Genomic DNA, 23,581 nt, shown 5'->3' on the forward strand with positions numbered 1-23,581 from the left:
CTTCTGCCTGAAATCTTTGAATGACAGATGCCCCCAAAGCGGTCAATTGAATTGTCATACTCGCAAAGCTAAGGCAAGATAAGCCCATGAAATCAATACTTCGATTGCTTATTCCGATGATCGCGCTGTCTGGATGCAGCGGCCCGCTTCCGCTGTATTACCGCGAGGGCGAAAGCGTATCGCGTATGCAATCCGAGACCACGCAATGCCAGGTTCTGGCACTTGAAGACGTTCCGGTGGCCAATCAGGTGCGGCAAAGCCCACCCACCTACTGGCCTGGCCGCACCTATTGCGATGGCCGAGGGCGTTGTCACCGCACGTCCGGCTGGTGGCAACCGGGGAACGTGTACACCGTCGACGTCAACCAAGGGCTGCGCAATCAGGTCGAAGCACAATGCATGGCCCAAAAGGGATTTCGCCCGGTCAGCCTGCCACCCTGCAGACAGAACGTAAAATCACGGGTACAGGCTGCGCCGACGACGACATTGCCGCCGCTGAGCACCGAGTCCTGCTACGTGAAGTTCGACAACGGGTCGTTCCAGATCATCACACCCGGTCAGGCCGGGTAACGGCCCGGCGGATTACTCCGCCGGTTCCGGTTCGTCCAGTTGCGCTACCCGCGCACCGGATTTGTTCGAGGTCACCACTCCCAGCGACTTGAGCTTGCGGTGAAGCGCGCTGCGCTCCATCCCGACAAAGCTGGCAGTGCGGCTGATATTGCCACCAAAGCGGTTGATCTGGGTCAGCAGGTATTCCCGTTCGAACGCCTCGCGTGCCTCGCGCAGCGGCAGGGTCGCAAGGGCACCCGACAGCACAACGCGGCCCGAATCGTCGGTCTTTTCCTCTTCGGTCGGCAGTTCCTTGGCTTCGATCGGTCCGGCGCCGTCGCCCAGGATCAACACACGCTCGATCAGGTTCTTGAGCTGGCGCACGTTGCCCGGCCAAGTCATGGTCTGCAACAGCGCCACGGCCTCCTCTGAGATTTCGCGCAAGGCCAGACCCTGAGATTCGTTGCACATCTCAATGAAATGCTGCGCCAAAACCGGAATGTCCTCGCGCCGCTCCTCCAGCGACGGCACTGCGATCGGGACCACGTTCAGGCGGTGGTACAGCTCTTCGCGGAAACGGTCGGCGGCAATTTCATGATCCAGATCGCGGTTAGTGGAGGAGATCACCCGTAGATCAACCCGCACCTTGTCCGAACCGCCGACGCGCTGGAATTGCTGATCGACCAGTACGCGCAGGATCTTGGATTGCGTGCCCAAGGGCATATCCGCAACCTCATCGAAATAGACCACGCCGCCATGGGCCTCTTCCAGCAGGCCGGATTCGATACCGCGTTCCGAGGACTCACGTCCGAACAGCACTTCTTCAACGCGCTCAGGCTCAATCCCGGCGCAGTTCACCGTCACGAAGGGCGCGTTGGCGCGGTTGGAATGGGCGTGGATATAGCGCGCGGCGATTTCCTTGCCTGACCCGGCCGGACCGCTCAGCATCACGCGGCCATTGGATTTGGTCACCTTGTCCAGTTGGCTCTGCATCGCGCGGAAGGCGGCAGATTTACCGATCATGTCGGAACTGGTGACTTCCTTGCGCTTGAGCGAGGCATTCTCACGGCGCAGGCGAGAGGTCTCCATCGCGCGGCGGATCACCACCATCAGCTGGTCGATGTTAAAGGGCTTTTCGATAAAGTCGTAAGCGCCCTGTTTGATAGCTGCCACCGCGATTTCGATATTGCCGTGGCCGGAAATGATCACCACCGGCACGTCCGGGTTATCGCGTTTCACTGCCTTGAGGATATCAATCCCGTCCATCCGGCTGTCCTTCAGCCAGATATCCAGAATCAACAGCCCCGGCGGTTCGGAATTGATCTCGGCCATGCACTCGTCCGAGTTGCCGGCCAACCGGGTTGAATAGCCTTCGTCCTCCAGAATGTCGGACACCAGTTCGCGAATATCGCGTTCGTCATCTACGATCAGAATGTCGCTCATCTTTGGCCTGCTTTCAGTTTGTTTGTATGAATTGCCTGCTTATGTGGCGCTGCGGTCGGAGAGAAATTGCCTCCCGGTAAACGGATTACGGCCATCGCACCGAAATGGTCCTGTCCGTCAAAGACGGGCGCGTCTTCAAGTGTGAGCGCTCCGCCATGTTCTTCGATGATCTTCTTGACGATGGGCAGGCCCAGACCTGTGCCCTCGTCCCGTGTGGTGACGTACGGCTCGAACAGGCGTGCCCGGTCTTCGGGCAGGCCGATGCCGTTATCCGCAATGGTAATGACCGTCCCCGCATCGTCGCTGGTCACGTCCACTTTGATCTGTGGCTTCAGATTGTCTGGTGGGCCTTTTTTCTTCAAGGTTTCAATGGCCTCACCTGCGTTCTTGATAAGATTGGTCAGCGCCTGATTCAGCATCGTCGCGTCCAGATCCGCCAGGACCGGATGATCCGGCAGAGAGGCATCGATCTGAACATCCGGCTGTCCGGCCTGCTGCAACAGCACGGCCTCGCGCACCAGTCCGACCACGTCTTCCTCACGCCGATCCGGCTCTGGCATCCGCGCGAATTTCGAAAACTCATCCACGATCCGCCGCAGGTCATTGGTCTGCCGCACGATCACGTCGGTCATGGATTCGAGGCTGTCGCAATCCTCTTCATTCAGCTTGCGTGAGAATTTGCGTTTGATCCGCTCGGCGCTCAATTGGATGGGGGTCAGCGGGTTCTTGATCTCATGCGCAATACGCCGCGCCACGTCGCCCCACGCGGCCATCCGCTGCGCGCTGACCAGATCGGTCACGTCGTCAAAGGCAACCACATACCCTTCCAGCCCGCCATCTTCGCCGCGCCGCGTGGCCATGCGCACCAGCAGGTTTTCCAGCTGCCCCTTGCGGGTGACCTTGATCTCACCCTGCACCGCCTCCTGCCCGCTTTCCTTGAGGCTTTCGAACAGAGGCAGGAACTCGGGCACCGCGATACCGATCGACAACTTCTCGTCCACATGCGCCCAGTCCAGCAGACGCTCGGCCGAGCGGTTCACAAACGTCACACAGCCATCCGGGTCAACACCAACCACGCCCGAGGTCACCGAGCTGAGGACCGAATCGAACAGTCTCCGACGGCGCTCGATCTGGCGGGTGTTTTCCAGCAGAGTATCGCGTTGTCCTTTAAGTTGCCGCGTCATCTGGTTGAAATACCGGCCCAACATGGCAATCTCGTCATCATTGGCCTCTTCGATCACCTGCACGCTCAGGTCGCCTGCACCGACGCGCTGTGCCGCGGTGGTCAGCCGCCCAACAGGGCGCGACAGGCGCTCGGCGAACCACATACCCAACGACACCGCCGCCAGAATGAGGATCACCGCAAAACCCAGATACAATAGACCGAATTCGAAAAGCACCCGACCCCGCTCGCTTTCCAGCTGCTGATAGAATTGCGCCGTTTCCTTGGTGTCATCCAGCAGTGTCAGCAACTGCCCATCCACCTCGCGGCTGACATAGAGATACCGGTCCAGATAGGCCTGCAGCGGGACCAACGCGCGGAACTCGTTGTTTTGCCAGTCAGCTATGATCACAAACCCGTTGTCAGTGGCTTCGACCATCTGCTCAGGTGTGGGCGTTTCGTAATCAAATAGGTAGGACCGATCTCCGCGCGACCGGATTTCTCCGCTGCCATCAATCACATAGGCTTCACGCAGGCCGCGCTGGATTTGCGCTTGTCCCTGCGCCAGAACCTCGCGCAGTTCTGCGTCCGAGATGTAAAAGTCCCGCGCACGGGCAGTATCGAGGAACCGCGCCAACACAACGGCGTCCTGGGTCAGACCCTGACGGTGTTCCAGCTCGTAAGCCTCGGCCGCAGTCAGGGATGAGCCCACAACTTGACGCACACGATCCGAAAACCACCCTTCAAGGCCGATATTCACCGTCAGGCCCGCAAAGATCGCAACGGTCACGGTTGGCACCAGCGCCAACAGCGTAAATGCGCCGATCAGACGAAGGTGCAAACGGGAACCCGCCGATTTCGCCCGGCGGGCGGCGATCAGACTGCCGACCTGCCCCAGAACCAGAGCGGCGACAACCAACACATAAACCAGGTCTGCAAGAAGGATCAGGCGCAGCGTGGGGGCCGTCGCCCCCAGATCAAACGGACCAATGACAAGATAAGTGGAAAGCGCCAAGGCAGGGCCTAGAAGAACCAGCCCCAAAGTGCCGAAATTGCGCAGTTTTCGGGATTTCCGCCACCGATTGATCGCTGGAATCGGCCCGCTCTGTGCCCGGGTTGCCACCGTCTGCCCTCATCCTGATGTGTCGCTTGTGCGACGTACCGCCATATGTCGTGGTCCTTGCCGGATGCGAACCCGGATGCCACAATTTGTGTGGCGATATTACATCAGTTTGCGTCGGCGTGTCACCTGAATATCGAGATCTGTAATTTTTTTCCGCAGCGTATTTCGGTTGATCCCCAGCAGATCCGCACATTTCGCCTGATTTCCGCCGGTTGCGTCCAGCGCCAACTCGATCAAAGGCGCCTCGACCTCGCGCAGAATGCGTTGATACAGGCCCGGAGGCGGCAACAAATTGCCGTGCAGGTCAAAATACCGACGCAGATGGCGCGCCACTGAGGCCGACAATTTCTCGCGCTCACCGTCGCCCAGAACCGGTTCGGCCTCGGGCTGGCTTCCCAGCACCATTTCAACCTCGGCCTTCGAGATTTCATCGGCGCGACTGGTCAGGCTCAGACGGCGGATGGCGTTCTCCAACTGCCGCACGTTGCCCGGCCAGGAATAGCGCCGCACCAGTTCTACCGCATCGGGGCTAAGCCAGCGTTTGGTGCCGTGCTCGCGCTCTTCCCGTGCCAGAAAGTGATCAGCCAGCAGCGTAATATCATCCACCCGTTCCCGCAGGGCCGGCACATGCACCGTTGCGCCACACAGACGATAGTAGAGGTCCTGACGCACCTGCCCGCTCTCCATCGCTTCGGTCAGGTCCGATTGGCTGGTGGCCATGAAACGCGGCACGTGGTCGCCGGGCGTGTCCATCATGCGCACGATGCGGGCCTGCAACTCGTCCTCGATATCTGCGATCTCATCAATCAGCAGCGTGCCACCGCGTACCCGCGCCATCACCCGCGCCGGACCTTCCAGATCCCGCAGGTCAGCTGCAGTCGCCGTCACAAACGGCAAAGTGCGACGGTCCGAGAAGTCGTGAATAGCGCGCGCTATCAAAGACTTACCCGTGCCACTTTCACCGGAAATCATCACCGAAAGATCGGTATTCATCACCCGAGCAACCAGCCGGTAAAGAGCTTGCATCACCGGGGTTCGCCCGACCAGAGGCAGCTCCTCTGGGCGATCGTCGCTGGTTTCGATCACTTCGGCAGGCGCGCGCTGTTTCTGCTCCAGCGCCCGCGCGGTGCGTTTCATCAAATCCGGCAGATCGAAGGGTTTAGGCAGATAATCATAGGCATCCGCCTCAGCCGCCTGAATCGCTGTCATGATCGTGTTCTGGGCCGAGATCACGATGACTGGCAAACCGGGGCGATCCTGCGCAATCTTCGGTAGCATCTCCAACCCGTTGCCATCCGGCATGACCACGTCCGAGATCACCACGTCGCCCTTGCCTTCACCAACCCAGCGCATCAGCGTGGTCAGCGAGGATGTGGCGTGAACCTTGCACCCCGCCCGCGTCAGGGCCTGAGTCAGAACGGTGCGGATCGTGCGGTCGTCATCTGCGACCAGTACTGTGCCATCCATCGGGTGCTCTCCTTGTATCTCTGCTCTTGTCGGCTGTTTATGTTTCGTCTTTCGGCGCCCGCCTCAGCGAGATGCGGAACACCGTGCGGCCCGGCACCGAGTCGGCCGAAATCCAGCCGTCATGGTCCGAGATGATTTTGCTGACCAGCGCCAGCCCAAGGCCGGTGCCGTTTTCCTTACCTGAAACGAACGGGTCGAAAACATCGCTGCGGATTTTCTCGGGCAGTCCCGGACCATCGTCGATGATCTCAATCTGCAGCGGCAGCGAATGGCCGGAACCATCACTGCGGCGCAGGCGGAAGGAATGTTCGAAATAGGTCCGCAGACGAATGGTTCCGCCTTTGGGATCAGCGGCTTCCGAAGCGTTCTTAAGCAGGTTCAGCACCACCTGCAGAAACTGGTCCGGATCACCATAAGCCAGCGGCAGCGAGGGGTCGTAATCCTCGATGATTGTCATATGCGCGCCAAAGCCCAGCATTGCCGAACGGCGCGCACGGTCCAAAACGTCGTGAATGTTGACCGGCTTGAAATCGGGCTGCGATAGGTTGCCGAACTGCTCAACCTGCTCCAACAGCTTCACGATACGGCGGCTTTCAGCAACGATAAGATCTGTCAATTCAAGGTCTTGCTGAGGAATATTCATGCTCAGCAATTGCGCCGCCCCGGTGATCCCGGCTAGAGGGTTCTTGATCTCATGCGCCAGCATCTCGGCCATTCCGATGGCCGATTGCGCGGCGGATTTCACCGTATTGCCCCGCGTCATACGCCCCGCCAGTTCGCGCGGCGAGATGATCATGATCATCGAACCCGGATGCCCAACCAGCGGTGCGATCTGCAGCGCACATTGCAGCGGTGCGCGGTTACCTGACCCGGCGTCCACATCGTTGACGAACAGCGGCGTTCCCTGAGCCCGTGCGCGCAGGAAAGCCTCTTCCAACGGCGCGTCCACGGCGATCTGATCCCAGACCGGATGCCCGATCACCGATTTGCGCGAGGCGTTCAGAAACCCCTCTCCGGCCGAGTTTACATCGGCAATACGATCATCAACGTCTATGATGAAGGCCGGAACCGGCAGTGAGGTCCAGATGCTTTGATCCGAGGTCATGCAGCGGCCTCCGCATCGACGCTTAACGCATCGCCCAACAGGCGCATCACCTCATCCGTATCACGAGAGGTCAGAACGGCGCGGCGCAAGCCAGCAGGCGTTCCGGCCTCATCCATGTACCAGCCCAGATGCTTGCGCGAGACGCGCAGGCCCAGATCGGTGCCGTAGAATTCCAGCATCGCCTGATAATGCGCGCGGACCATCTCGATCAGATCGTCACCCGTTGGAATGTCAGGGGCCTCGGCGCCATAAAGGTCATGGCAAATCTGCGCCAGCAGCCACGGCTTGCCCTGCGCCCCGCGCCCGACCATCACACCATCCGCAGTTGACTGCTCCAGAGCCGTGCGCGCGGTGCCGGTGTCCACAATATCCCCGTTGGCGATGACGGGGATCGAGACCGCCTCTTTCACCGCCCGGATAGCCTGCCAGTCGGCGTGCCCTTTATAGAATTGACAGCGTGTGCGACCATGGATCGTGACCATACGGATGCCAGCATCCTGCGCCCGTCGCGCCACATCGGGTGCGTTCAGCAGGCTGTCGTCCCAGCCCAAACGGGTTTTCAGGGTCACCGGCACATCAACGGCCCCGACCACCGCTTCGATTAGGGTCAACGCGTGATCCGGCGTTTTCAGCAAGGCCGATCCGGAATAGCCATTGGTCACCTTCTTGGCCGGGCAGCCCATGTTGATGTCGATCACCCGCGCCCCGCGATCCGCCACTTGCCGCGCAGCCTCGGCCATCCAGAGTGCCTCGCGCCCGGCCAGTTGCACGGCGGTATTTTCCACATCCGCCGACAGCTCGGCACGCTCGCGGACACCGGGCTTGGCCTGCACCATCTCCTGGCTGGCGACCATCTCGCTGACGACCATGCCCGCGCCAAAGCGCATCACCAGATCACGGAACGGTCGATCAGTGATTCCGGCCATCGGAGCCAGCAGCACCGGCGGGTTCAGGTCTTTGTCGGCGAGTTGAACGGTCAACGTGCTTAATCCTTGGGCAGTTGCGGCTTTGATATCGAATTGAGCGCATATGAACAACAAATCGGCGACCATCAAGCCCGCAAAATCATCACATGCCTAATTTTTAGGCAGGTTAACGCGGGTGATTGCCTCTGCATTCACCGCACCCTAAACATTGCCCTCAAATCACCGGAGAAAATGCCCCCATGACCACCGCTGCCATCATCGTCGCCGCAGGACGCGGGCTGCGCGCCGGAGGGGGGATTCCCAAACAATGGCGCCCACTTGCCGGACGGCGCGTTGCAGACTGGACCATTGATCGGTTTCGCGGCCAAGTGAACCATATCGTACTGGTCCTGTCCGAGGATGACGTCCCGGCGTGGGCGGAATTCGAAAACACCGACCTGATTCTAACCCGTGGCGGCAGCGATCGCGCGGGCTCGGTCCGCAATGGCCTTGCTTCTTTGGCGGATTTTGCGGTTGATCTTGTCCTTATACATGACGTCGCCCGACCCTGTGTTGGGCTGGACACCATTCAAAACGTACTGGACGCGCTGAAAGCGCAACCAGCAGCTGCACCCGGATTGGCGGTGACCGATGCGCTGTGGACCGGGGACGGAGCCATCGTGACTGGAACGCAGGACCGCTCGGGCCTGTTTGCCGCGCAGACGCCGCAGGGTTTTCACTATAACGCTATCGTCGCGGCCCATGCAGCCCATCCCGGAGGGGCTGCCGATGACGTCGAAGTCGCACGCGCAGCGGGGCTGGACGTGGCCATCGTGCCGGGCGATGCAGACAATATCAAAATCACACGACCCGAGGATTTTGCCCGGGCGGAACGCATATTGGGAACGGATATGGATGTAAGGCTGGGCAACGGGTACGACGTGCATCGGTTTGGCGACGGGGATCACGTGATCCTTTGCGGCGTGAAGGTGCCGCATGATCGTGGCCTGCAAGGTCATTCGGATGCCGACGTGGGGATGCACGCGGTGACCGACGCGATCTATGGCGCATTGGCACAGGGCGACATCGGTCAGCACTTCCCGCCTTCGGACCCGCAATGGAAGGGCGCCGCCAGCACGATCTTCCTGCGTCACGCGGTCGAACTGGCCGAGAAGATGGGATACGCCATCTCGAATGTCGACTGCACATTGGTCTGCGAATACCCGAAGATCGGGCCTCACGCGCCTGCCATGCGAGAGGAAATGGCCCGGATCATGGAGCTGCGCGCCGATCAGGTCTCGGTCAAGGCGACCACATCAGAACGGCTGGGGTTTACCGGGCGTAGTGAGGGGATCGCCTCGCTTGCCACTGCCTGTCTGTTGAAATCATGAATGCCGCGCGCCTGATCGGAACCGTGTGTGGCGTCGGTTACCTGCGCCCGGCGCCGGGGACGTGGGGATCGCTGGCCGCGCTGCCCTTGGCATGGGTCTTGCATACTATTGGTGGCTTCCCGCTGCTGGTGATCGCAACACTTGCCGTGTTCTTTGGCGGCCTCTGGGCCACTCGTGTAATGACCGAAGGACAGGACGATCACGACCCGTCCGAGATCGTCATTGACGAGGTCGCCGGACAATTCACCGCCTTGTGGGCGATTTCCTATCCGGCCTGGGCGTATGGGATCGATATCACGGCACTCTGGCCCGGCTGGATCGCCGGGTTCCTGCTTTTCCGCCTGTTCGATATCACCAAACCCGGCCCTGTTGGCTGGGCTGATCGGCGCAATGACGCGATGGGCGTGATGCTGGACGACGTGATCGCGGGCATGTTCGCCGGAACCGGCGTGCTGATCCTTGCCGGCATCTCACACGGAGTTCTGGGGCTATGACCGTTGCCGTGCTTCTCGACCGCGCCAAGGCGCAAGGCGTTATGATTGCCACCGCCGAAAGCTGCACCGGCGGTATGGTCGCTGCGGCGCTGACCGATATCCCCGGCAGTTCCGCCGTGGTCGAGCGCGGCTTTGTCACCTACACCAACACCGCCAAGCAGCAGATGTTGGGTGTGCGGGCCGAGACACTGGCCGCACATGGCGCGGTTTCAGAACAGGTCGCGGGCGAAATGGCTGAAGGGGCGCTGAGGAATTCCGACGCGCAGCTCACCGTTTCGGTCACCGGTATCGCGGGCCCCGGCGGGTCCGAATTCAAGCCCGAGGGCCGGGTCTGTTTTGGGCTGGCCGCAGAAGGCGCACCGACCCGCACCGAAACGGTCGATTTTGGCGCGCTTGGCCGCGACAACGTCCGCCATGCGGCGCGGGATCACGCGCTGGATCTGCTGTCACAGGGACTTTTTACTATCGCCCAAAAATAAGGCTGTCCGCGCCATTCGGCGCACATTTAATCACCAGTTAACAAAAAGCCCCCAAAGTAGGCGCAAAAATTGGCGTCTGCCTCTTTTTTCCCCGCCCCCTCTCCGCTTCAAGGCGCGCCACGCAAGCTGAAGAGGAGACCGGCCGATGAATGGAGCCGATACTGCCTGGATCATAGTGGCAACCGCCCTGGTCCTGTTCATGACATTGCCGGGTCTGGCCCTGTTTTACGGAGGCCTCGTGCGCGCCCGCAACGTGCTGAGTGTCTTCATGCACTGTTTCAGCATCGCCTGTCTGATGAGCATCCTGTGGCTGGTTGCAGGCTATTCTATCGCGTTCGGCGACGGTGGATCGGGTCTATGGGGTGGTCTGGGCAAGGCCTTCCTGAACGGTGTGGATGCCGACAGCCTGTCGGGCACCCTGCCCGAGGTTCTGTTCTTTGCCTTCCAGATGACCTTTGCCATCATCACCCCTGCCCTGATCGTCGGTGCTTATGTGGAACGCGTGGGCTTTGGATTTGTGCTCACCTTCTCGGCCCTGTGGATGCTGCTGTGCTATGCGCCGGTCGTTCACTGGATCTGGGGCGGCGGTATCCTGACCGACGGTGGTATACTGGGTGAGGTCGGCGTCCGTGATTTCGCAGGTGGCATCGTAGTGCACGAAACCGCCGGTCTGGCGGCGCTGATCATTGCCGTGATCCTTGGGCCGCGCCGCAACCGCACCACTCCTCCGCACAACCCCGGCTTTGTCATGATCGGGGCCGCAATGCTGTGGGTTGGCTGGTTCGGATTCAACGGCGGCTCACAACTGGCGGCCGATGGCGGCGCTGCAATGGCGATGACCGTTACACATATTTCGGCCGCGACTGCGTCGCTGACCTGGGCGCTGTGGGAGCGGATCAAGTATGGCAAGGCCTCGATGGTGGGTCTGGTCACCGGTACGATTGCCGGCCTGGCCTCGATCACGCCGGCGTCGGGCTATGTTGACCCGGTTCAGGCGCTTATCATCGGTGCGGTGGCGGGCGTGCTGTGCCAAGAGGCCGTCAACGTCATCCGCAATATGCTGAACATCGACGACACGCTGGACGTATTCGCCGTGCACGGCGTCGGTGGTATCTTCGGCACCATCATGATCGCCGTCTTTGGCCTGGGCGCCTGGACCGCGCAGTTGGGCGGGTTGCTGATCGTGGGTATCTTTACGTCAGTTGTCACATTTGTGTTGATCAAGGTGGTTGCGCTCATCACTCCGCTTCGCGTAGACGCCGAGACCGAAACAAACGGGCTCGATCTGTCGGTACACGGCGAGCGCGCCTATGACATGAGCAGCTAAGCCCACCTTGGCTGCCACGCGCCCGCAAGGGCCAAAGCGGACCTCTTGACGGGGTCCGCTTTTCTTTTAGGCGTTCGCCTCTCGACTCTGGGTCTAGGGTCGGGCTATCAGCCCGCAACGTCATTTTGTCCCGAGGTTGCACCATGATCCCCAGTTCTTTCCCCGATAGCACCGAAATCGCCCGCCTGACTGCGCGGATGCTGCTGGAGATCAAGGCTGTTCACTTCAATTCGCGCGAGCCGTTCACCTTAGCAAGCGGCCTGCCCAGTCCGACCTATATCGACTGCCGCAAGCTGATCTCGTACCCGCGCATCCGCTCGACCCTGATGGATTTCCTGACCGTCACCGTGATGCGCGACGCAGGGTTTGAGGCGTTTGACAATATTGCTGGGGGCGAGACTGCGGGCATTCCATTTGCGGCAATGGTCGCCGAGCGCATGGCGCTGCCGATGACCTATGTGCGCAAGAAACCCAAAGGCTATGGCCGCAACGCCCGCATCGAAGGCGCCATGAGCGAAGGCGAGCGTGTGCTGCTGGTCGAGGACCTGACCACCGATGGCGGCTCGAAACTGTCCTTTGTGGATGCGATCCGCGAAACCGGTGCCACCTGTGGGCACACAGCGGTCATTTTCTACTATGGCATCTTCCCCGAGACCGAAAAAACTTTGGGCGATCACGGCGTTCGGCTGCATCACCTGTGTACCTGGTGGGACGTTCTGGCCGAAGCCAAAGCGCAGAAAGCCTTTGATCAAGAGACACTTGACGGTGTCGAGGCCTTCCTGAACGACCCGCGCGGATGGCAGGAAGCCAACAAAAGCTGACGTCACGGCACCTGTTGAGAGAATTGGAACGTCATCCGACAGGGCGGTGAAAGCCACACAATATGTTGACGAATGACCCTTTCATGCTTCAACATGATGGGGCCCGGAGATATGCACAGTCTATCCCCAGAAACATACAATTTGCCCCGACTCATGGGGCTCGGGTATGGACTGTTTCCCAAGGGACGGTGAGAGCAGCAATGAACGAGATAAGCAGCATCGAGCAGGCAGCGGCGCAGATTCAGAATGCCGAAACCATGCCGCACTCCATTGAGGCCGAGCAGCAGCTTCTGGGTGCGATCCTGACGAATAACGACCTCTATGACCGGGTCGCCTCGATAATCGGGTCTGAACATTTCTATGACCCGGTTCATGCCCGCATCTATGAGGTCGCGGCCAATCGCATCGCCAAGAATGCGCTGGCTTCGCCCGTGACGTTGAAATCCTTCATGGCCGAGGATGAGGGCCTGAAGGAATTGGGCGGCCCCGCCTATCTGGTCAAACTGGCGGGCGCCTCGATCAGCGCCTTCGCGGTTCATGACTACGCCCAGATGATCTATGACCTCGCCATTCGGCGCGAGCTGATCCGTCTGGGCCGGGACATCTCGGACAAGGCGGCGCGGGTCGATGTGTCCAGCGAGCCGAAAGAACAAATCGTCGAAGCCGAGCAACAGCTTTATCAGTTATCCGAGCAGGGCCAGACCGAACAGGGATTTCAATCCTTCCTCAAGGCGGTCACAGAAGCCGTCAACGTCACCAACGAAGCGTACCAACGCGGTGGCGGCATGGCAGGTATTTCCACCGGTCTGGCCGACCTGGACAAACAGCTTGGCGGCCTGCACCCGTCGGACCTGATCATCCTGGCCGGACGTCCGTCGATGGGGAAAACCTCGCTGGCGACCAACGTGGCGTTCAACGTGGCCAAGGCTTACAAGCGTGGCACCAAGCCGGACGGGTCTGAGGGCGCGATTGATGGCGGCGTCGTGGGTTTCTTCTCGCTTGAAATGAGCGCCGAGCAGTTGGCTGGACGTGTTCTGGCCGAAGCCTCTGAAATTTCGTCGCACAAGATCCGTCAGGGTGACATGACCGAGGCCGAGTTTCGCCGGTTCGTGGATGCCGCTAAAGAACTGGAGGCGTGTCCCCTGTTCATCGATGACACGCCTGCCTTGCCGATTTCACAGCTGGCCGCACGTGCACGCCGATTGAAGCGGACACATGGTCTGGACCTGCTGGTCATCGACTATCTTCAGCTGTGTCGCGGGATGGCCGACAACCGGGTCAACGAGATCGCTGAGATCTCGATGGGCATGAAAGCCATCGCCAAGGAGTTGAACATCCCGGTCATCGCGCTATCCCAGCTCAGCCGTCAGGTCGAAAGCCGCGACGATAAACGCCCGCAGCTGTCTGACCTGCGGGAATCGGGCTCGATCGAACAGGACGCGGACGTGGTGATGTTCGTGTTCCGCGAGGAGTACTATAAGGAACGCGAAAAGCCTGGCGATCATGAGCTGGAAAAGATGGAAGAGTGGAAGCAGGCCATGGAGCGCCTGCACGCCAAGGCCGAGGTTATCGTCGGCAAGCAGCGTCACGGTCCCATCGGTACGGTCGAGCTATCGTTTGAGGCGCAGTTCACCCGTTTTGGCAATCTGGTCAAACCGTGGCAGCAGGACGGCCAGATCGAGGGCTACTGATCTACCACAACTCGGGCCTGTTGAACGCGCTGACACAGCGCGACGGGCCTTCAATTGGTGTCTCATCCCCGCTCAAAGATTGCCCCAGCCATCCATGCGGCATACTCAAAGGCATGGGCGGCTTGGCGATCGATTCAGTGATCGGCTGAAACCCGGTTTTGCTGTAATAGGCCGGGTCGCCGTAGGTCGTGACAAAATCCACACCGTGCAGGCGCAATTGCTCCAGCCCGAACCCAATCAGCTTCTGACCGATCCCCGATTTCTGCCGGTCTGTTCGCACCGCCACCGGAGACATCAGGAACACCTGGCGCGGGTCCTGATCGTAGTGAAGGCGAGAAAACAGGATGCACCCGGCCAACGCGTCGCGGTCCATCGCCAAAACACCCAGCAGATCATCCTCAGGGGTCGATTTCAAAAGGTCAGCCGCCAAGGCACTGACCACGCGCCCTTCTTCCTCGCTTTCCGAGGCAGAAAAGACATCCCGGAAAAATCCGGGCAATTCGGCAGCACGTGTTTTATAATCGGCGCTCAGGTTCACCACTTTCGGCTCCATATTTTTTCAGTATCAACGATCCAATCTCAGCAACTTCAGTTGATCACAGGACGAACACAATGGCGAGACGCTGGCACCACCCGACCAAAGCCTATTTCTGCCAAGTCTTTGGCATACAGGCCAGAAGCTGCGCAGTATCGCCACGATAGATACAAGAATTGCCGTATTCCCCCTTGACCTACAGCGCTCCAATGTCATGAACAGCACCATGAGTACCGCACGTTTGACGATCAATCTTCAGGCGCTGGCCAGCAACTGGCGGGCGCTCAACGCAAAAACGGATGTCGAGACCGGCGCCGTGGTCAAGGCCGACGCCTATGGTCTGGGGGCCGGGCCGGTATCCGCAGCCCTGGCCGAGGAAGGCGTTCGCAAGTTTTTTGTCGCCGTTGCCGAAGAAGGCGTCGCCGTGCGCAAGGCCATTGGCCCCGGTCCGTTGATCGGCGTGTTCTCGGGTCATATGGAAGGCGACACCGATCTGCTACGCGATCATGACCTGACGCCGCTGATCAATTCACCCGAACAATTCCTGCGCCACCAGCAGTCTTTGCCGGATCATTCCTTTGGCATTCAGTTGGACAGCGGCATGAACCGTCTTGGCCTGGAACCTGCCGACTGGGCCGCGCTGCGACCCAAAGCCGAGCCGCTGAACCCTGCGGTGGTCATGTCGCACCTCGCCTGCTCGGACGAACCCGATCACCCGATGAACCTTCAGCAACTGAAGACATTCCGCGAGATGACGGATGGCGTCACAGCGCCCCGGTCGTTGGCGGCCACTGGTGGCACGCTGTTGGGCTCCGAATTTCATTTCGACTTCTGCCGCCCCGGTGTTGGCCTTTACGGTGGCATGCCCTTTGCTGACGCCAAACCCGTTGTGACGGCCGATCTGCCCGTCATACAGGTGCGTGCCGTCGAAGTCGGGGAATCCGTTGGCTACGGCAACAGCTGGGTCGCCCGGCGTCCGTCGCGGATCGCGACCGTGGCCGCAGGCTATGCCGACGGTCTGCACCGCGCCATCGGTGGAGGTATCGACACTTTCGCTGGCGGTAAACCCTGCCCCGTGGTCGGCCGTATCTCGATGGACCTGATCACCGTCGACGTCACCGACCTGCCCGAAGACCCGGAACGCCTGCGCATTCTGAATGGCCACCAAACCGTCGATGACCTGGCCGAGGCCGCAGGCACCATTGGGTACGAAATCCTCACCTCGCTTGGCGCGCGCTATTCCCGGGGCTACGTGGAATGAACCCATTGAATCTGCTGGGGGGTCTGGGCCGGGCGGTCCTCGCGCTGTTCGCCACGTTCGGCAAAGTTGCGCTGTTTTCGGTGGATGCGATCTCGCATATCTTCCGCCCGCCCTACTACCCGCGCGAATTCCTGGTTGCACTGATGAATATCGGCTGGCTATCGCTGCCGGTTGTCGGAATGACCGCCATCTTCACCGGCGGCGCGCTGGCCCTGCAGATCTACGCCGGTGGCGCCCGTTTCAATGCCGAGGCCGTGGTGCCGCAGATCGTCGCCATCGGTATGGTGCGCGAACTTGGCCCCGTTCTGGTTGGCCTGATGATTGCGGCCCGCGTAACCTCGTCCATCGCCGCCGAGATCGCCACCATGAAAGTGACCGAGCAGATCGATGCGCTGGTCACCCTGTCGACACATCCGATGAAATACCTGACCGCCCCTCGCGTTCTGGCCGCGCTGATCACCGTTCCGCTGTTGGTGGGTATCGGCGATATCATCGGCATCGCGGGCGGTTATGTGGTGGCGACACAGAACCTGGGCTTCAACCCCGCGACCTACCTGCAGAACACGGTCAACTTCCTTGAAACGCACGACATCCTGTCCTCGCTGGCCAAGGGCGCAACCTTTGGCCTGATCGCGGCCCTGATGGGCTGTTATTACGGCATGAACTCGGGCCGAGGCGCGCAGGGTGTAGGCCGGGCCACCAAATCATCGGTCGAATCCGCCGCCATCATGATTCTGGCCGCCAACTTCATTCTGACAGGGGTGTTCTTCTCGCTATGATCCGGATGGAGAACGTACATAAAACCTTTGGCGACAATCAGGTTTTAAAAGGCATGAGCCTTGAGATTCCCAAGGGCACGTCGATGGTCATCATTGGTGGGTCGGGCACCGGCAAGTCGGTGGCGCTGAAATGCGTTCTGGGCCTGATCAAACACGACAGCGGCATGATTTATGTGGACGGCAAGGATGCCACCAAAGGCGACCGCGATGCCTTTCTGGCCCGGTTCGGGATGCTGTTTCAGGGTGCTGCCTTGTTTGACTCTCTGCCCGTCTGGCAGAACGTTGCTTTTCGCCTGCTGCGCGGTCCACTCAAGCGTCCGCGGGAATACGCCCGCGAAATCGCCATTGAGAAACTGCGCCGTGTGGGTCTGAAATCCGACGTGGCCGACCGGTTCCCGTCCGAACTGTCCGGCGGGATGCAGAAACGTGTCGGCCTCGCCCGCGCCATCGCCGCCGAACCCGAGATCATCTTTTTCGACGAACCCACCACCGGGTTGGACCCGATCATGTCCGGCGTCATCAACGACCTGATCCGCGAGATCGTGACCGAGATGGGCGCCACCGCGATGACCATCACCCACGATATGAGCTCCGTCCGCGCCATTGCCGACAACGTCGCCATGCTGCACGGAGGCGTCATCCAGTGGACCGGCCCGGTCAGCCAGATGGATGCCTCAGGCGATCCCTATGTCGAGCAGTTTATAAGCGGGAGTGCAGAAGGGCCGATTGAGGCAGTGCGGTGAACAGTACCCTGACGGTTTTAGAGTTTTCTAAGCTCGTTATGGCCGCCGGGTCTTTCTATCTGTTCAGCCTCGTCATACTGGTAAATATCCTTTTTCCACTGTTTGGAAGAGTATCAGGCGCCAAAGGTGTTGGATTGGCTGAGACGACTGAAATACCTCAACAGCGTCAACGCAGGGGTGTTTTGTCAGGACTTAAAAGACTGCCTTTTGTGGTAAGGTGGCTGATACTGCTTTCAGCTTTCTTTGCGACTGCAAAATTTTTGCTCTTGTGGTTTGATTACATACGATCTGCTGACATTTCTGCGCTCTACTTTTTGACTGGGTTAATTTATTTCTCAGCAGGGTATTTCGTGCGAATGCACTGGCTTCGTGATCGGTCAAAATCGATCGGAAAACTTGATTTTGCCTGCATTCTCTTTTGCATATGTTTCATGTTCACCCAAATATGAAACCATGACCCTCCGCCTCGCCACTCTCTCACTGCTGATCCTCTACCCTATCGCGTGGTTTGCCCCCCTTATGCGCGCGGGGCTTCTCCCGATCTTCGGTCTCAGCGAAATCAGCGTCATCACAGGCCTCCAGTCCCTCTGGAAATCCGACGTCTTCCTCGCGCTGATCGTCACCATCTTCGCCCTCGTTGCGCCCTTTATCAAAACCATCGGCACCGCCCTGATCCAATGGGACCTGCTGGATGCGCGCGTGCAACCTGCGCTGAACATCCTAGGCAAACTGGCCATGGCCGACATCTTCCTGATCGCGCTTTACATCACTTTGGCCAAGGGAATTTCCTACGCGACCATTGAAACCGCATGGGGTCTTTACCTGTTTACGGCGTGCATTCTGGCCTCGATCGCATTGGGCCAGATTACCGAAATGACACGCAATTCACGAAATTCTCAGAGCTAATTGATTGAAAATGTTCATCTGAGTATCATCATTATATTTCGAGCAGTAAAAATTTGTAGTTTACGGGTCCGCAGCGGATCATTCTGCGTGTTTTAGGTGTCTCCGCTTGGGCTTGGTGTTAACCGGTTCCAGAAGGAGTTCGTCGATCATGACCGCCCTCCATACTATGACATTGCAATTTCAGAATGCCTTTTTAAGACTGACTTTTTTCCTCATATGCGCAACCGCATTGGCATCCGTCTCAGCCACACTTCTGTCCGCCCTGGGTGTTTTGCCCTGGCTCTCGATTCAGGCTGGGTTTGGTGACGGCACGGTCACTGATGCCGGGATGTATGTTCAGATTGGCCTGACCGTACTGATTCTGATGCTGGCGTTCTATCTACCCGCCAATGCGCGAATGATGGCGCTGGAAAACAACCATCGTAAGTTCGCGTTAAACATGCACGATATCTCTGCCGCCTATCAGATGGCCCATGCCGCAGATCGCGAGGGCCTGTTCATGATGTCGTCCGAGTTCGACGCGGTCAAAGAGCGGATGGCCTTTCTGCGCCATCACCCTGACCTGCAATCGCTTGAGCCCGAGATACTGGAGCTTGCGGCTCAGATGAGCCAGATCAGCCACGAACTGGCCGAAACCTATGGCGACGCCCGGGTCAATCGTGCGCGGACGTTCCTGCAACAGCGCCAGGAAGAAATCGAACAGTTCCAGAAACGGATCGAAGAGGCGCAGGTGATCCAGAACGAGCTGCGCCAGTGGACCCACGACGTCGAGATGGAGGAATCCATTGCCAAGTCGCAGTTGGCTCGCCTGCGGGATGAGTTGTTTGAACTGCTGCCGGAATTGTCGGCACAGCTGCAGGCGCCTCCCAAGGACAAGACGTCCAAAGCGTCCAGCGTCATCGCAATGTCGCCCCCTCGCGCCGCAGAATAGGCACGCCAGTACCTGCCTCGGACGATGGCCCCTTGGGGCCTGAGGACGCGGCACCGCACCGGCGGAGATGAAAGCCCTGCAAGGGCTTGAAGAACCGCCCGTCCTCGGGCACCAAGGCGGCATGGCAAAGACGACTTTCTCCTGCTCGGCCTGTGGCGCGTCGCATTCGCGCTGGTCCGGGCGCTGCGACGGATGCGGTGAATGGAACACCATTTCGCAGGACGTCCCCCTATCCGCCGGACCCGCCAAGAAATCCCTTGGTGGAAAACGTGGCCAGTCCATCGCTCTCACGGACTTGTCCACCGAGGAAACGCCCCCGCCCCGGACCCTCTGCGGGGTCGAGGAACTGGACCGCGTGCTGGGTGGCGGCCTTGTTCCCGCCTCAGCCCTTTTGGTGGGCGGAGACCCTGGCATCGGCAAATCTACCCTTCTGCTGCAGGCCGCGGCGCGGTTTTCCCGTGCCGGCGTCAAAACCATCTATGTCTCGGGCGAGGAAGCCAGCGCGCAAGTTCGAATGAGGGCCCGCCGTCTGGGGCTCGAAGACGCGCCGGTGCAGCTGGCGGCTGAGACCAACCTGCGCAACATCCTGACGACGCTCGAGGCAGAAAAGCCGGGCCTCGCCATCATCGACTCGATTCAGACAATGTGGGCCGACAATGTGGACAGCGCCCCCGGCTCAGTGTCACAAGTCCGGGCCGCAGCGCATGAATTGACCACGTTTGCGAAACGACACGGCGTATCAATCATCATGGTTGGCCATGTCACCAAGGAAGGCCAGATCGCAGGCCCCCGCGTGGTTGAACACATGGTCGACACCGTGCTCTATTTCGAAGGCGAGCGCGGCCATCAGTTCCGCATCCTGCGCGCCGTGAAAAACCGCTTTGGCCCCGCTGATGAGATCGGCGTGTTCGAAATGACCGGCAAAGGATTGGCACAGGTCACCAACCCCTCGGCCCTGTTTCTGTCGGAACGCGGCACGCCCAGCCCCGGTTCTGCCGTTTTCGCTGGAATCGAGGGCACCCGCCCAGTTCTGGTGGAACTACAGGCACTTGTGGCCCCGTCCCCCCATTCACAGCCTCGCCGCACGGTGGTCGGATGGGACAGCGGGCGGCTGGCAATGATCCTCGCCGTGCTCGAGGCCCGCTGCGGCATCCCCTTCGCGGGACTCGATGTCTATCTGAACGTGGCCGGAGGGTTGAAAGTCAGTGAACCCGCGGCTGACCTTGCGGTAGCTGCTGCCCTGCTAAGTGCCCGAGAAGACACAGCTCTGCCCGCCGATACTGTTGTTTTCGGAGAAATCTCGTTATCCGGGGCGCTTAGACCCGCGCCGCAGACCGAAAACAGGTTGAAAGAAGCCCAAAAACTTGGTTTCACATCGGCCATCGCTCCGGCGGGCGGCAAAACCGGCACTGTGGCAGGTCTGACACTCACCCGACCCTCTGATTTGGTCGGGTTTGTTGGCGAAACCTTCGGAGCAGGTTAAGGTAACGCCTTGAGGGGCTGAAAAAAATACAGGCGAGGGCCATGGAAGGTTTTACAATAATCGACGGGGTGGTTGCCCTGATCATCGTCGTGTCGGGCCTGCTGGCCTATTCACGCGGATTTTTACGTGAGGTTTTGGCTATCGCGGGCTGGGTCGCAGCCGCAATTCTGGCCTTCATTTTTGCACCCAAGGCCGTACCGCTGGTGAAAGAGATTCCGGTGGTCGGAGATTTCCTGCGCGACAGCTGCGAATTGTCGGTCATCACCGGCTTTGCTGCCGTCTTCGCCATCGCGCTGATCGTCGTCAGCATCTTTACGCCGCTGTTTTCGTCGATCGTTCAGCGTTCGGCCATTGGCGGGCTGGACCAAGCGCTTGGGTTCTTCTTCGGCATCGCCCGTGGCATCCTGCTGGTCGCCATCGCATTCTTTGTCTACGACACCGTAATGACCGGTCAATCTTATACGATCGTCGACGAAAGCCGCTCGGCCAAAGTGTTCGAACAGTTCAGCGACCGGATCGAAGAGCAGAACCCCGAACAGGCTCTGGGCTGGGTTACCCAGCAATATGAAGAGTTGGTGGCAAGCTGCAACGGCAGCCCCGTGACCACCGAAGAACCAGCGGCCCCGGCCACCACTGAACCGGCCACAACCGAATAAGAAAAAACGCCCGGCTTTGTCCGGGCGTTTTTTTTCAGCTTCTGCACGTCAGGCTTTAACTGACAAAGCCCTCGCCCGCACAGACCGTGCATCTGATAGTTTTCAGGCCAAAACACCCTTCGCAGCGACCCATGATAGGTTTGCCATGTATATCGCGGCTTTTGAGGACCTCTCCCGCTCCATTGCAAATCGGACAAGGAGCGCGTCCCATACCGCGGCACCGATGGCACCTGCGTTTTACAGGTTCTTCCTTTTTTGTTCCTTGCTTGTGTTGCCACATGGCGCTGCCCCAATCGAACCTGATTTTACGAAATTACTGATGACTTTCGCCATGACACCACAAGCCTGCACCCATGTCACCTTTTGATGCCGTGTCAGGCAAAATACACCTGTCGGAAACAACAATTGTGATCCTTTGATGACACAGGCCCCGTTAGGCATTATGTGGAGGCCGAACTGACATGGAATCGGAGCCGCCGATCTTGCTGACCCTGTTTTCTTTCGCGCTCGCCCTCGTGACGATGGCGCGTCTGCATCAGCAGCCGGGATGGCGGCAAGGCGTACAGGTACACCCATGCAGATGTTCAGATCATCATCGCTAGTCAAAACGTCGTAGAAGTTGGAGCCCGTAGATGTGTGGGATTTTGGGGATCGCAAGCAGGACGCATGATGTCTTTGCGGAAATCTATGACGGGCTGCTGATGCTGCAGCACCGGGGCCAGGACGCCTCGGGCATCGTCACCTATAACGGCGAATTCTTCCGTGAGAAGAAAGCCAACGGTCTAGTCAAGGACGTGTTCAACGCGCAAGACGCCGAAACCCTGCTGGGCAAGATCGGGATGGGGCATGTGCGCTATCCCACCGCCGGTTCGCTCAGCGCGTCTGAGGCGCAACCGTTCTTCGTGAACGCACCTTATGGCATCTATCTCGTCCACAACGGCAACATCACCAACACCGCCGAACAGCGTGAGAAAGTGACCGCCAAATACAGTCGCCACCTGCGCACCACCTCGGATTCCGAGATTCTGCTGAACGTGCTGGCCGACAAGGTCGCCGACGCGATCAAGGTGAATGGCAACGCCGAGCCCATCCGCAACCTCTTTGCCGGTGTGAAGATGACGATGGAGCGGGTTCAGGGCGCCTACTCGGTGATCTGTCTGGTCGCCGGCGTTGGTATGCTGGCCTTCCGCGACCCCTATGGCATCCGCCCGCTGTCCGTCGCCAAACGCGATGTGGATGGTGAAGGCGATGATTATGCCTTTGCATCGGAAGACGTAGCCTTTGGCATCAACGGCTTTGACAAGCTGCGTGATGTCAAACCCGGTGAGGCGATCCTGATCGATCTGGACGGCAACATGCATACGTTCCAGGCGGTCGAAGGTCAGCTGACTCCGTGTATCTTCGAATATGTTTACCTCGCCCGCCCGGATTCACTGCTGGACGGTGTTTCGGTCTACAAAACCCAGATGCGCATGGGGCAAACTCTGGCCCGCCAGATCGAGGCCGCCGGTCTTGATATCGACCGCATCATCCCAGTCCCGGACAGCGCCCGCCCTGTGGCGCTTGAGGTCGCCAAGGCGACCGGCATCCCCTACCGCGAGGGCCTGGTCAAGAACCGCTATGTCGGCCGAACCTTCATCATGCCCGGTCAGGAAGAGCGCCAGAAATCGGTGCGTCGCAAGCTGAATGCGGTGCCGCTGGAGTTCAAGGATCATAACGTGCTGCTGATCGACGACTCGATCGTGCGCGGCAATACGATCAAGAAGATCGTGCAGATGTGCCGTGAGGCTGGCGCCAAGAAAGTCTTCATCGCCAGCGCCTCACCGCCGGTGAAATTCCCAAATGTCTATGGCATCGACATGCCCACCAAGCATGAACTGATCGCCCATGGCAAAGAGATCGAAGAGATCCGTCAGGAACTGGGCGCCGACGCCCTTTTCTACCAAAACCTCGATGACCTGATCTGGTCCGCCAAGGAAGGCAACCCCGAGATCGAGGCCTTCGACTGTTCCTGCTTTGATGGCAACTACATCACTGGCAGCGTCAGTGACGACTATCTGGACAGCCTGGAGAACAGCAGCCGCGTCAGCAAAAAACGCGAGGATATGCAGGTGCCCGGCGGGTCGTGGAACGCGGCGAAACTGGCTTCGGGATAAGTTCCAAAACCGAATCAATACAGTTATCGGCCCGCTTCGCTGATGCGATGCGGGCCTTTTTCTATCCGGCATACCGGCTCATGAGTGGGTTTTCGCGCACAACCCTTCGATGAAGGAATCGCAATCGCAAGGGCTTCGGCGGGGTTGTGAAACCAGCCGATTTCTCGCCCTTCGA

At 59.5% G+C, this 23,581-nt stretch carries 22 protein-coding genes; 16 read left to right on the forward strand and 6 right to left on the reverse strand.

Features of this window, described 5'->3' with window-relative positions:
* Window positions 1-86: 86 nt before the first annotated feature.
* Complete coding sequence (locus GOX63_RS03605) at window positions 87-569, forward strand: hypothetical protein (RefSeq protein ID WP_170325128.1); 483 nt, start codon at window positions 87-89, stop codon at window positions 567-569.
* Window positions 570-581: 12 nt separating this feature from the next.
* On the opposite strand, the gene ntrX is transcribed toward GOX63_RS03605, so the two are convergent.
* The 5 genes from ntrX to dusB all read right to left on the reverse strand — a co-directional run bounded on the left by ntrX (window position 582) and on the right by dusB (window position 7,828).
* Entirely contained in the window at window positions 582-1,991 is a 1,410-nt protein-coding gene (ntrX, locus tag GOX63_RS03610) for a nitrogen assimilation response regulator NtrX (protein ID WP_170325129.1), read from the reverse strand.
* Window positions 1,988-4,276, reverse strand: coding sequence for a sensor histidine kinase NtrY-like (locus tag GOX63_RS03615; RefSeq protein ID WP_170544791.1), 2,289 nt, complete (start codon window positions 4,274-4,276; stop codon window positions 1,988-1,990). The genes ntrX and GOX63_RS03615 overlap by 4 nt, the downstream gene beginning before the upstream one ends.
* A gap of 99 nt (window positions 4,277-4,375) precedes the next feature.
* Entirely contained in the window at window positions 4,376-5,743 is a 1,368-nt protein-coding gene (locus GOX63_RS03620) for a response regulator (RefSeq protein ID WP_170325131.1), read from the reverse strand.
* A 37-nt stretch (window positions 5,744-5,780) separates the two neighbouring features.
* Entirely contained in the window at window positions 5,781-6,848 is a 1,068-nt protein-coding gene (locus GOX63_RS03625) for a two-component system sensor histidine kinase NtrB (RefSeq protein WP_170325132.1), read from the reverse strand.
* Window positions 6,845-7,828, reverse strand: a complete 984-nt coding sequence (gene dusB / locus GOX63_RS03630) for a tRNA dihydrouridine synthase DusB (protein ID WP_302477114.1) — start codon at window positions 7,826-7,828, stop codon at window positions 6,845-6,847. Before dusB ends, GOX63_RS03625 begins: the two co-directional genes overlap by 4 nt.
* A 185-nt stretch (window positions 7,829-8,013) precedes the next feature.
* Here dusB and GOX63_RS03635 point away from each other — a divergent pair, with 185 nt between their 5' ends.
* From GOX63_RS03635 to GOX63_RS03660, 6 genes are all read left to right on the forward strand, one after another.
* Window positions 8,014-9,144, forward strand: coding sequence for a bifunctional 2-C-methyl-D-erythritol 4-phosphate cytidylyltransferase/2-C-methyl-D-erythritol 2,4-cyclodiphosphate synthase (locus GOX63_RS03635; RefSeq protein WP_170325134.1), 1,131 nt, complete (start codon window positions 8,014-8,016; stop codon window positions 9,142-9,144).
* Window positions 9,141-9,638: a phosphatidylglycerophosphatase A family protein gene (locus tag GOX63_RS03640; protein WP_170325135.1), complete on the forward strand. Its 498-nt coding sequence runs from the start codon at window positions 9,141-9,143 to the stop codon at window positions 9,636-9,638. The genes GOX63_RS03635 and GOX63_RS03640 overlap by 4 nt, the downstream gene beginning before the upstream one ends.
* Window positions 9,635-10,117: a CinA family protein gene (locus GOX63_RS03645; RefSeq protein WP_170544794.1), complete on the forward strand. Its 483-nt coding sequence runs from the start codon at window positions 9,635-9,637 to the stop codon at window positions 10,115-10,117. Before GOX63_RS03640 ends, GOX63_RS03645 begins: the two co-directional genes overlap by 4 nt.
* 145 nt (window positions 10,118-10,262) lie before the next feature.
* Entirely contained in the window at window positions 10,263-11,444 is a 1,182-nt protein-coding gene (locus GOX63_RS03650) for an ammonium transporter (protein ID WP_170544797.1), read from the forward strand.
* Between the two features lie 143 nt (window positions 11,445-11,587).
* Complete coding sequence (locus tag GOX63_RS03655) at window positions 11,588-12,265, forward strand: orotate phosphoribosyltransferase (protein WP_170325138.1); 678 nt, start codon at window positions 11,588-11,590, stop codon at window positions 12,263-12,265.
* Between the two features lie 200 nt (window positions 12,266-12,465).
* A complete protein-coding gene (locus GOX63_RS03660) occupies window positions 12,466-13,956 on the forward strand; it encodes a replicative DNA helicase (RefSeq protein WP_170325139.1) in 1,491 nt (496 codons plus the stop codon).
* A gap of 1 nt (window position 13,957) precedes the next feature.
* Here GOX63_RS03660 and GOX63_RS03665 read toward each other — a convergent pair whose 3' ends face one another.
* Complete coding sequence (locus GOX63_RS03665; RefSeq protein WP_217356180.1) at window positions 13,958-14,509, reverse strand: GNAT family N-acetyltransferase; 552 nt, start codon at window positions 14,507-14,509, stop codon at window positions 13,958-13,960.
* A gap of 208 nt (window positions 14,510-14,717) precedes the next feature.
* On the opposite strand from GOX63_RS03665, the gene alr reads away from it, so the two are divergent.
* The 9 genes from alr (at window position 14,718) to purF (ending at window position 23,406) form a co-directional block, all read left to right on the forward strand.
* Window positions 14,718-15,752, forward strand: coding sequence for an alanine racemase (gene alr / locus GOX63_RS03670; protein WP_170544800.1), 1,035 nt, complete (start codon window positions 14,718-14,720; stop codon window positions 15,750-15,752).
* Window positions 15,749-16,531, forward strand: a complete 783-nt coding sequence (locus GOX63_RS03675; RefSeq protein WP_170544802.1) for an MlaE family ABC transporter permease — start codon at window positions 15,749-15,751, stop codon at window positions 16,529-16,531. Before alr ends, GOX63_RS03675 begins: the two co-directional genes overlap by 4 nt.
* Window positions 16,528-17,274 carry an ABC transporter ATP-binding protein gene (locus tag GOX63_RS03680; RefSeq protein WP_170544805.1) on the forward strand — a complete coding sequence of 249 codons (747 nt, stop codon included), beginning with the start codon at window positions 16,528-16,530 and terminating at the stop codon, window positions 17,272-17,274. Before GOX63_RS03675 ends, GOX63_RS03680 begins: the two co-directional genes overlap by 4 nt.
* Window positions 17,271-17,723 (forward strand): hypothetical protein, encoded by a 453-nt coding sequence (locus GOX63_RS03685; protein WP_170544808.1) that lies wholly within the window; start codon window positions 17,271-17,273, stop codon window positions 17,721-17,723. The genes GOX63_RS03680 and GOX63_RS03685 overlap by 4 nt, the downstream gene beginning before the upstream one ends.
* A 4-nt stretch (window positions 17,724-17,727) precedes the next feature.
* The gene (locus GOX63_RS03690) at window positions 17,728-18,180 is read left to right on the forward strand and encodes a paraquat-inducible protein A (RefSeq protein WP_170325143.1); all 453 of its coding nucleotides are present in this window, start codon (window positions 17,728-17,730) and stop codon (window positions 18,178-18,180) included.
* Between the two features lie 229 nt (window positions 18,181-18,409).
* Window positions 18,410-19,111: a DNA repair protein gene (locus GOX63_RS03695; protein ID WP_254435847.1), complete on the forward strand. Its 702-nt coding sequence runs from the start codon at window positions 18,410-18,412 to the stop codon at window positions 19,109-19,111.
* A gap of 121 nt (window positions 19,112-19,232) precedes the next feature.
* Window positions 19,233-20,594, forward strand: coding sequence for a DNA repair protein RadA (radA, locus tag GOX63_RS03700; protein ID WP_170325145.1), 1,362 nt, complete (start codon window positions 19,233-19,235; stop codon window positions 20,592-20,594).
* 41 nt (window positions 20,595-20,635) lie between these two features.
* Complete coding sequence (locus tag GOX63_RS03705) at window positions 20,636-21,250, forward strand: CvpA family protein (RefSeq protein WP_254435848.1); 615 nt, start codon at window positions 20,636-20,638, stop codon at window positions 21,248-21,250.
* Window positions 21,251-21,882: 632 nt separating this feature from the next.
* Window positions 21,883-23,406, forward strand: a complete 1,524-nt coding sequence (gene purF, locus GOX63_RS03710; protein ID WP_170325146.1) for an amidophosphoribosyltransferase — start codon at window positions 21,883-21,885, stop codon at window positions 23,404-23,406.
* Window positions 23,407-23,581 lie beyond the last annotated feature (175 nt).

Origin of the sequence: Ruegeria arenilitoris, from assembly GCF_013031355.1 — a bacterium.
Taxonomy (GTDB): domain Bacteria; phylum Pseudomonadota; class Alphaproteobacteria; order Rhodobacterales; family Rhodobacteraceae; genus Ruegeria; species Ruegeria arenilitoris_C.

Bases quoted from the DNA above. Each gene is read 5' to 3' on its own strand.
- GOX63_RS03605 (WP_170325128.1), top strand. From the start codon at position 87: ATGAAATCAATACTTCGATTGCTTATTCCGATGATCGCGCTGTCTGGA.
- ntrX (WP_170325129.1), bottom strand. From the start codon at position 1,991: ATGAGCGACATTCTGATCGTAGATGACGAACGCGATATTCGCGAACTG.
- GOX63_RS03620 (WP_170325131.1), bottom strand. From the start codon at position 5,743: ATGGATGGCACAGTACTGGTCGCAGATGACGACCGCACGATCCGCACC.
- GOX63_RS03625 (WP_170325132.1), bottom strand. From the start codon at position 6,848: ATGACCTCGGATCAAAGCATCTGGACCTCACTGCCGGTTCCGGCCTTC.
- GOX63_RS03635 (WP_170325134.1), top strand. From the start codon at position 8,014: ATGACCACCGCTGCCATCATCGTCGCCGCAGGACGCGGGCTGCGCGCC.
- GOX63_RS03640 (WP_170325135.1), top strand. From the start codon at position 9,141: ATGAATGCCGCGCGCCTGATCGGAACCGTGTGTGGCGTCGGTTACCTG.
- GOX63_RS03645 (WP_170544794.1), top strand. From the start codon at position 9,635: ATGACCGTTGCCGTGCTTCTCGACCGCGCCAAGGCGCAAGGCGTTATG.
- GOX63_RS03650 (WP_170544797.1), top strand. From the start codon at position 10,263: ATGAATGGAGCCGATACTGCCTGGATCATAGTGGCAACCGCCCTGGTC.
- GOX63_RS03655 (WP_170325138.1), top strand. From the start codon at position 11,588: ATGATCCCCAGTTCTTTCCCCGATAGCACCGAAATCGCCCGCCTGACT.
- GOX63_RS03660 (WP_170325139.1), top strand. From the start codon at position 12,466: ATGAACGAGATAAGCAGCATCGAGCAGGCAGCGGCGCAGATTCAGAAT.
- GOX63_RS03665 (WP_217356180.1), bottom strand. From the start codon at position 14,509: ATGGAGCCGAAAGTGGTGAACCTGAGCGCCGATTATAAAACACGTGCT.
- alr (WP_170544800.1), top strand. From the start codon at position 14,718: ATGAGTACCGCACGTTTGACGATCAATCTTCAGGCGCTGGCCAGCAAC.
- GOX63_RS03675 (WP_170544802.1), top strand. From the start codon at position 15,749: ATGAACCCATTGAATCTGCTGGGGGGTCTGGGCCGGGCGGTCCTCGCG.
- GOX63_RS03680 (WP_170544805.1), top strand. From the start codon at position 16,528: ATGATCCGGATGGAGAACGTACATAAAACCTTTGGCGACAATCAGGTT.
- GOX63_RS03690 (WP_170325143.1), top strand. From the start codon at position 17,728: ATGACCCTCCGCCTCGCCACTCTCTCACTGCTGATCCTCTACCCTATC.
- radA (WP_170325145.1), top strand. From the start codon at position 19,233: ATGGCAAAGACGACTTTCTCCTGCTCGGCCTGTGGCGCGTCGCATTCG.
- GOX63_RS03705 (WP_254435848.1), top strand. From the start codon at position 20,636: ATGGAAGGTTTTACAATAATCGACGGGGTGGTTGCCCTGATCATCGTC.
- purF (WP_170325146.1), top strand. From the start codon at position 21,883: ATGTGTGGGATTTTGGGGATCGCAAGCAGGACGCATGATGTCTTTGCG.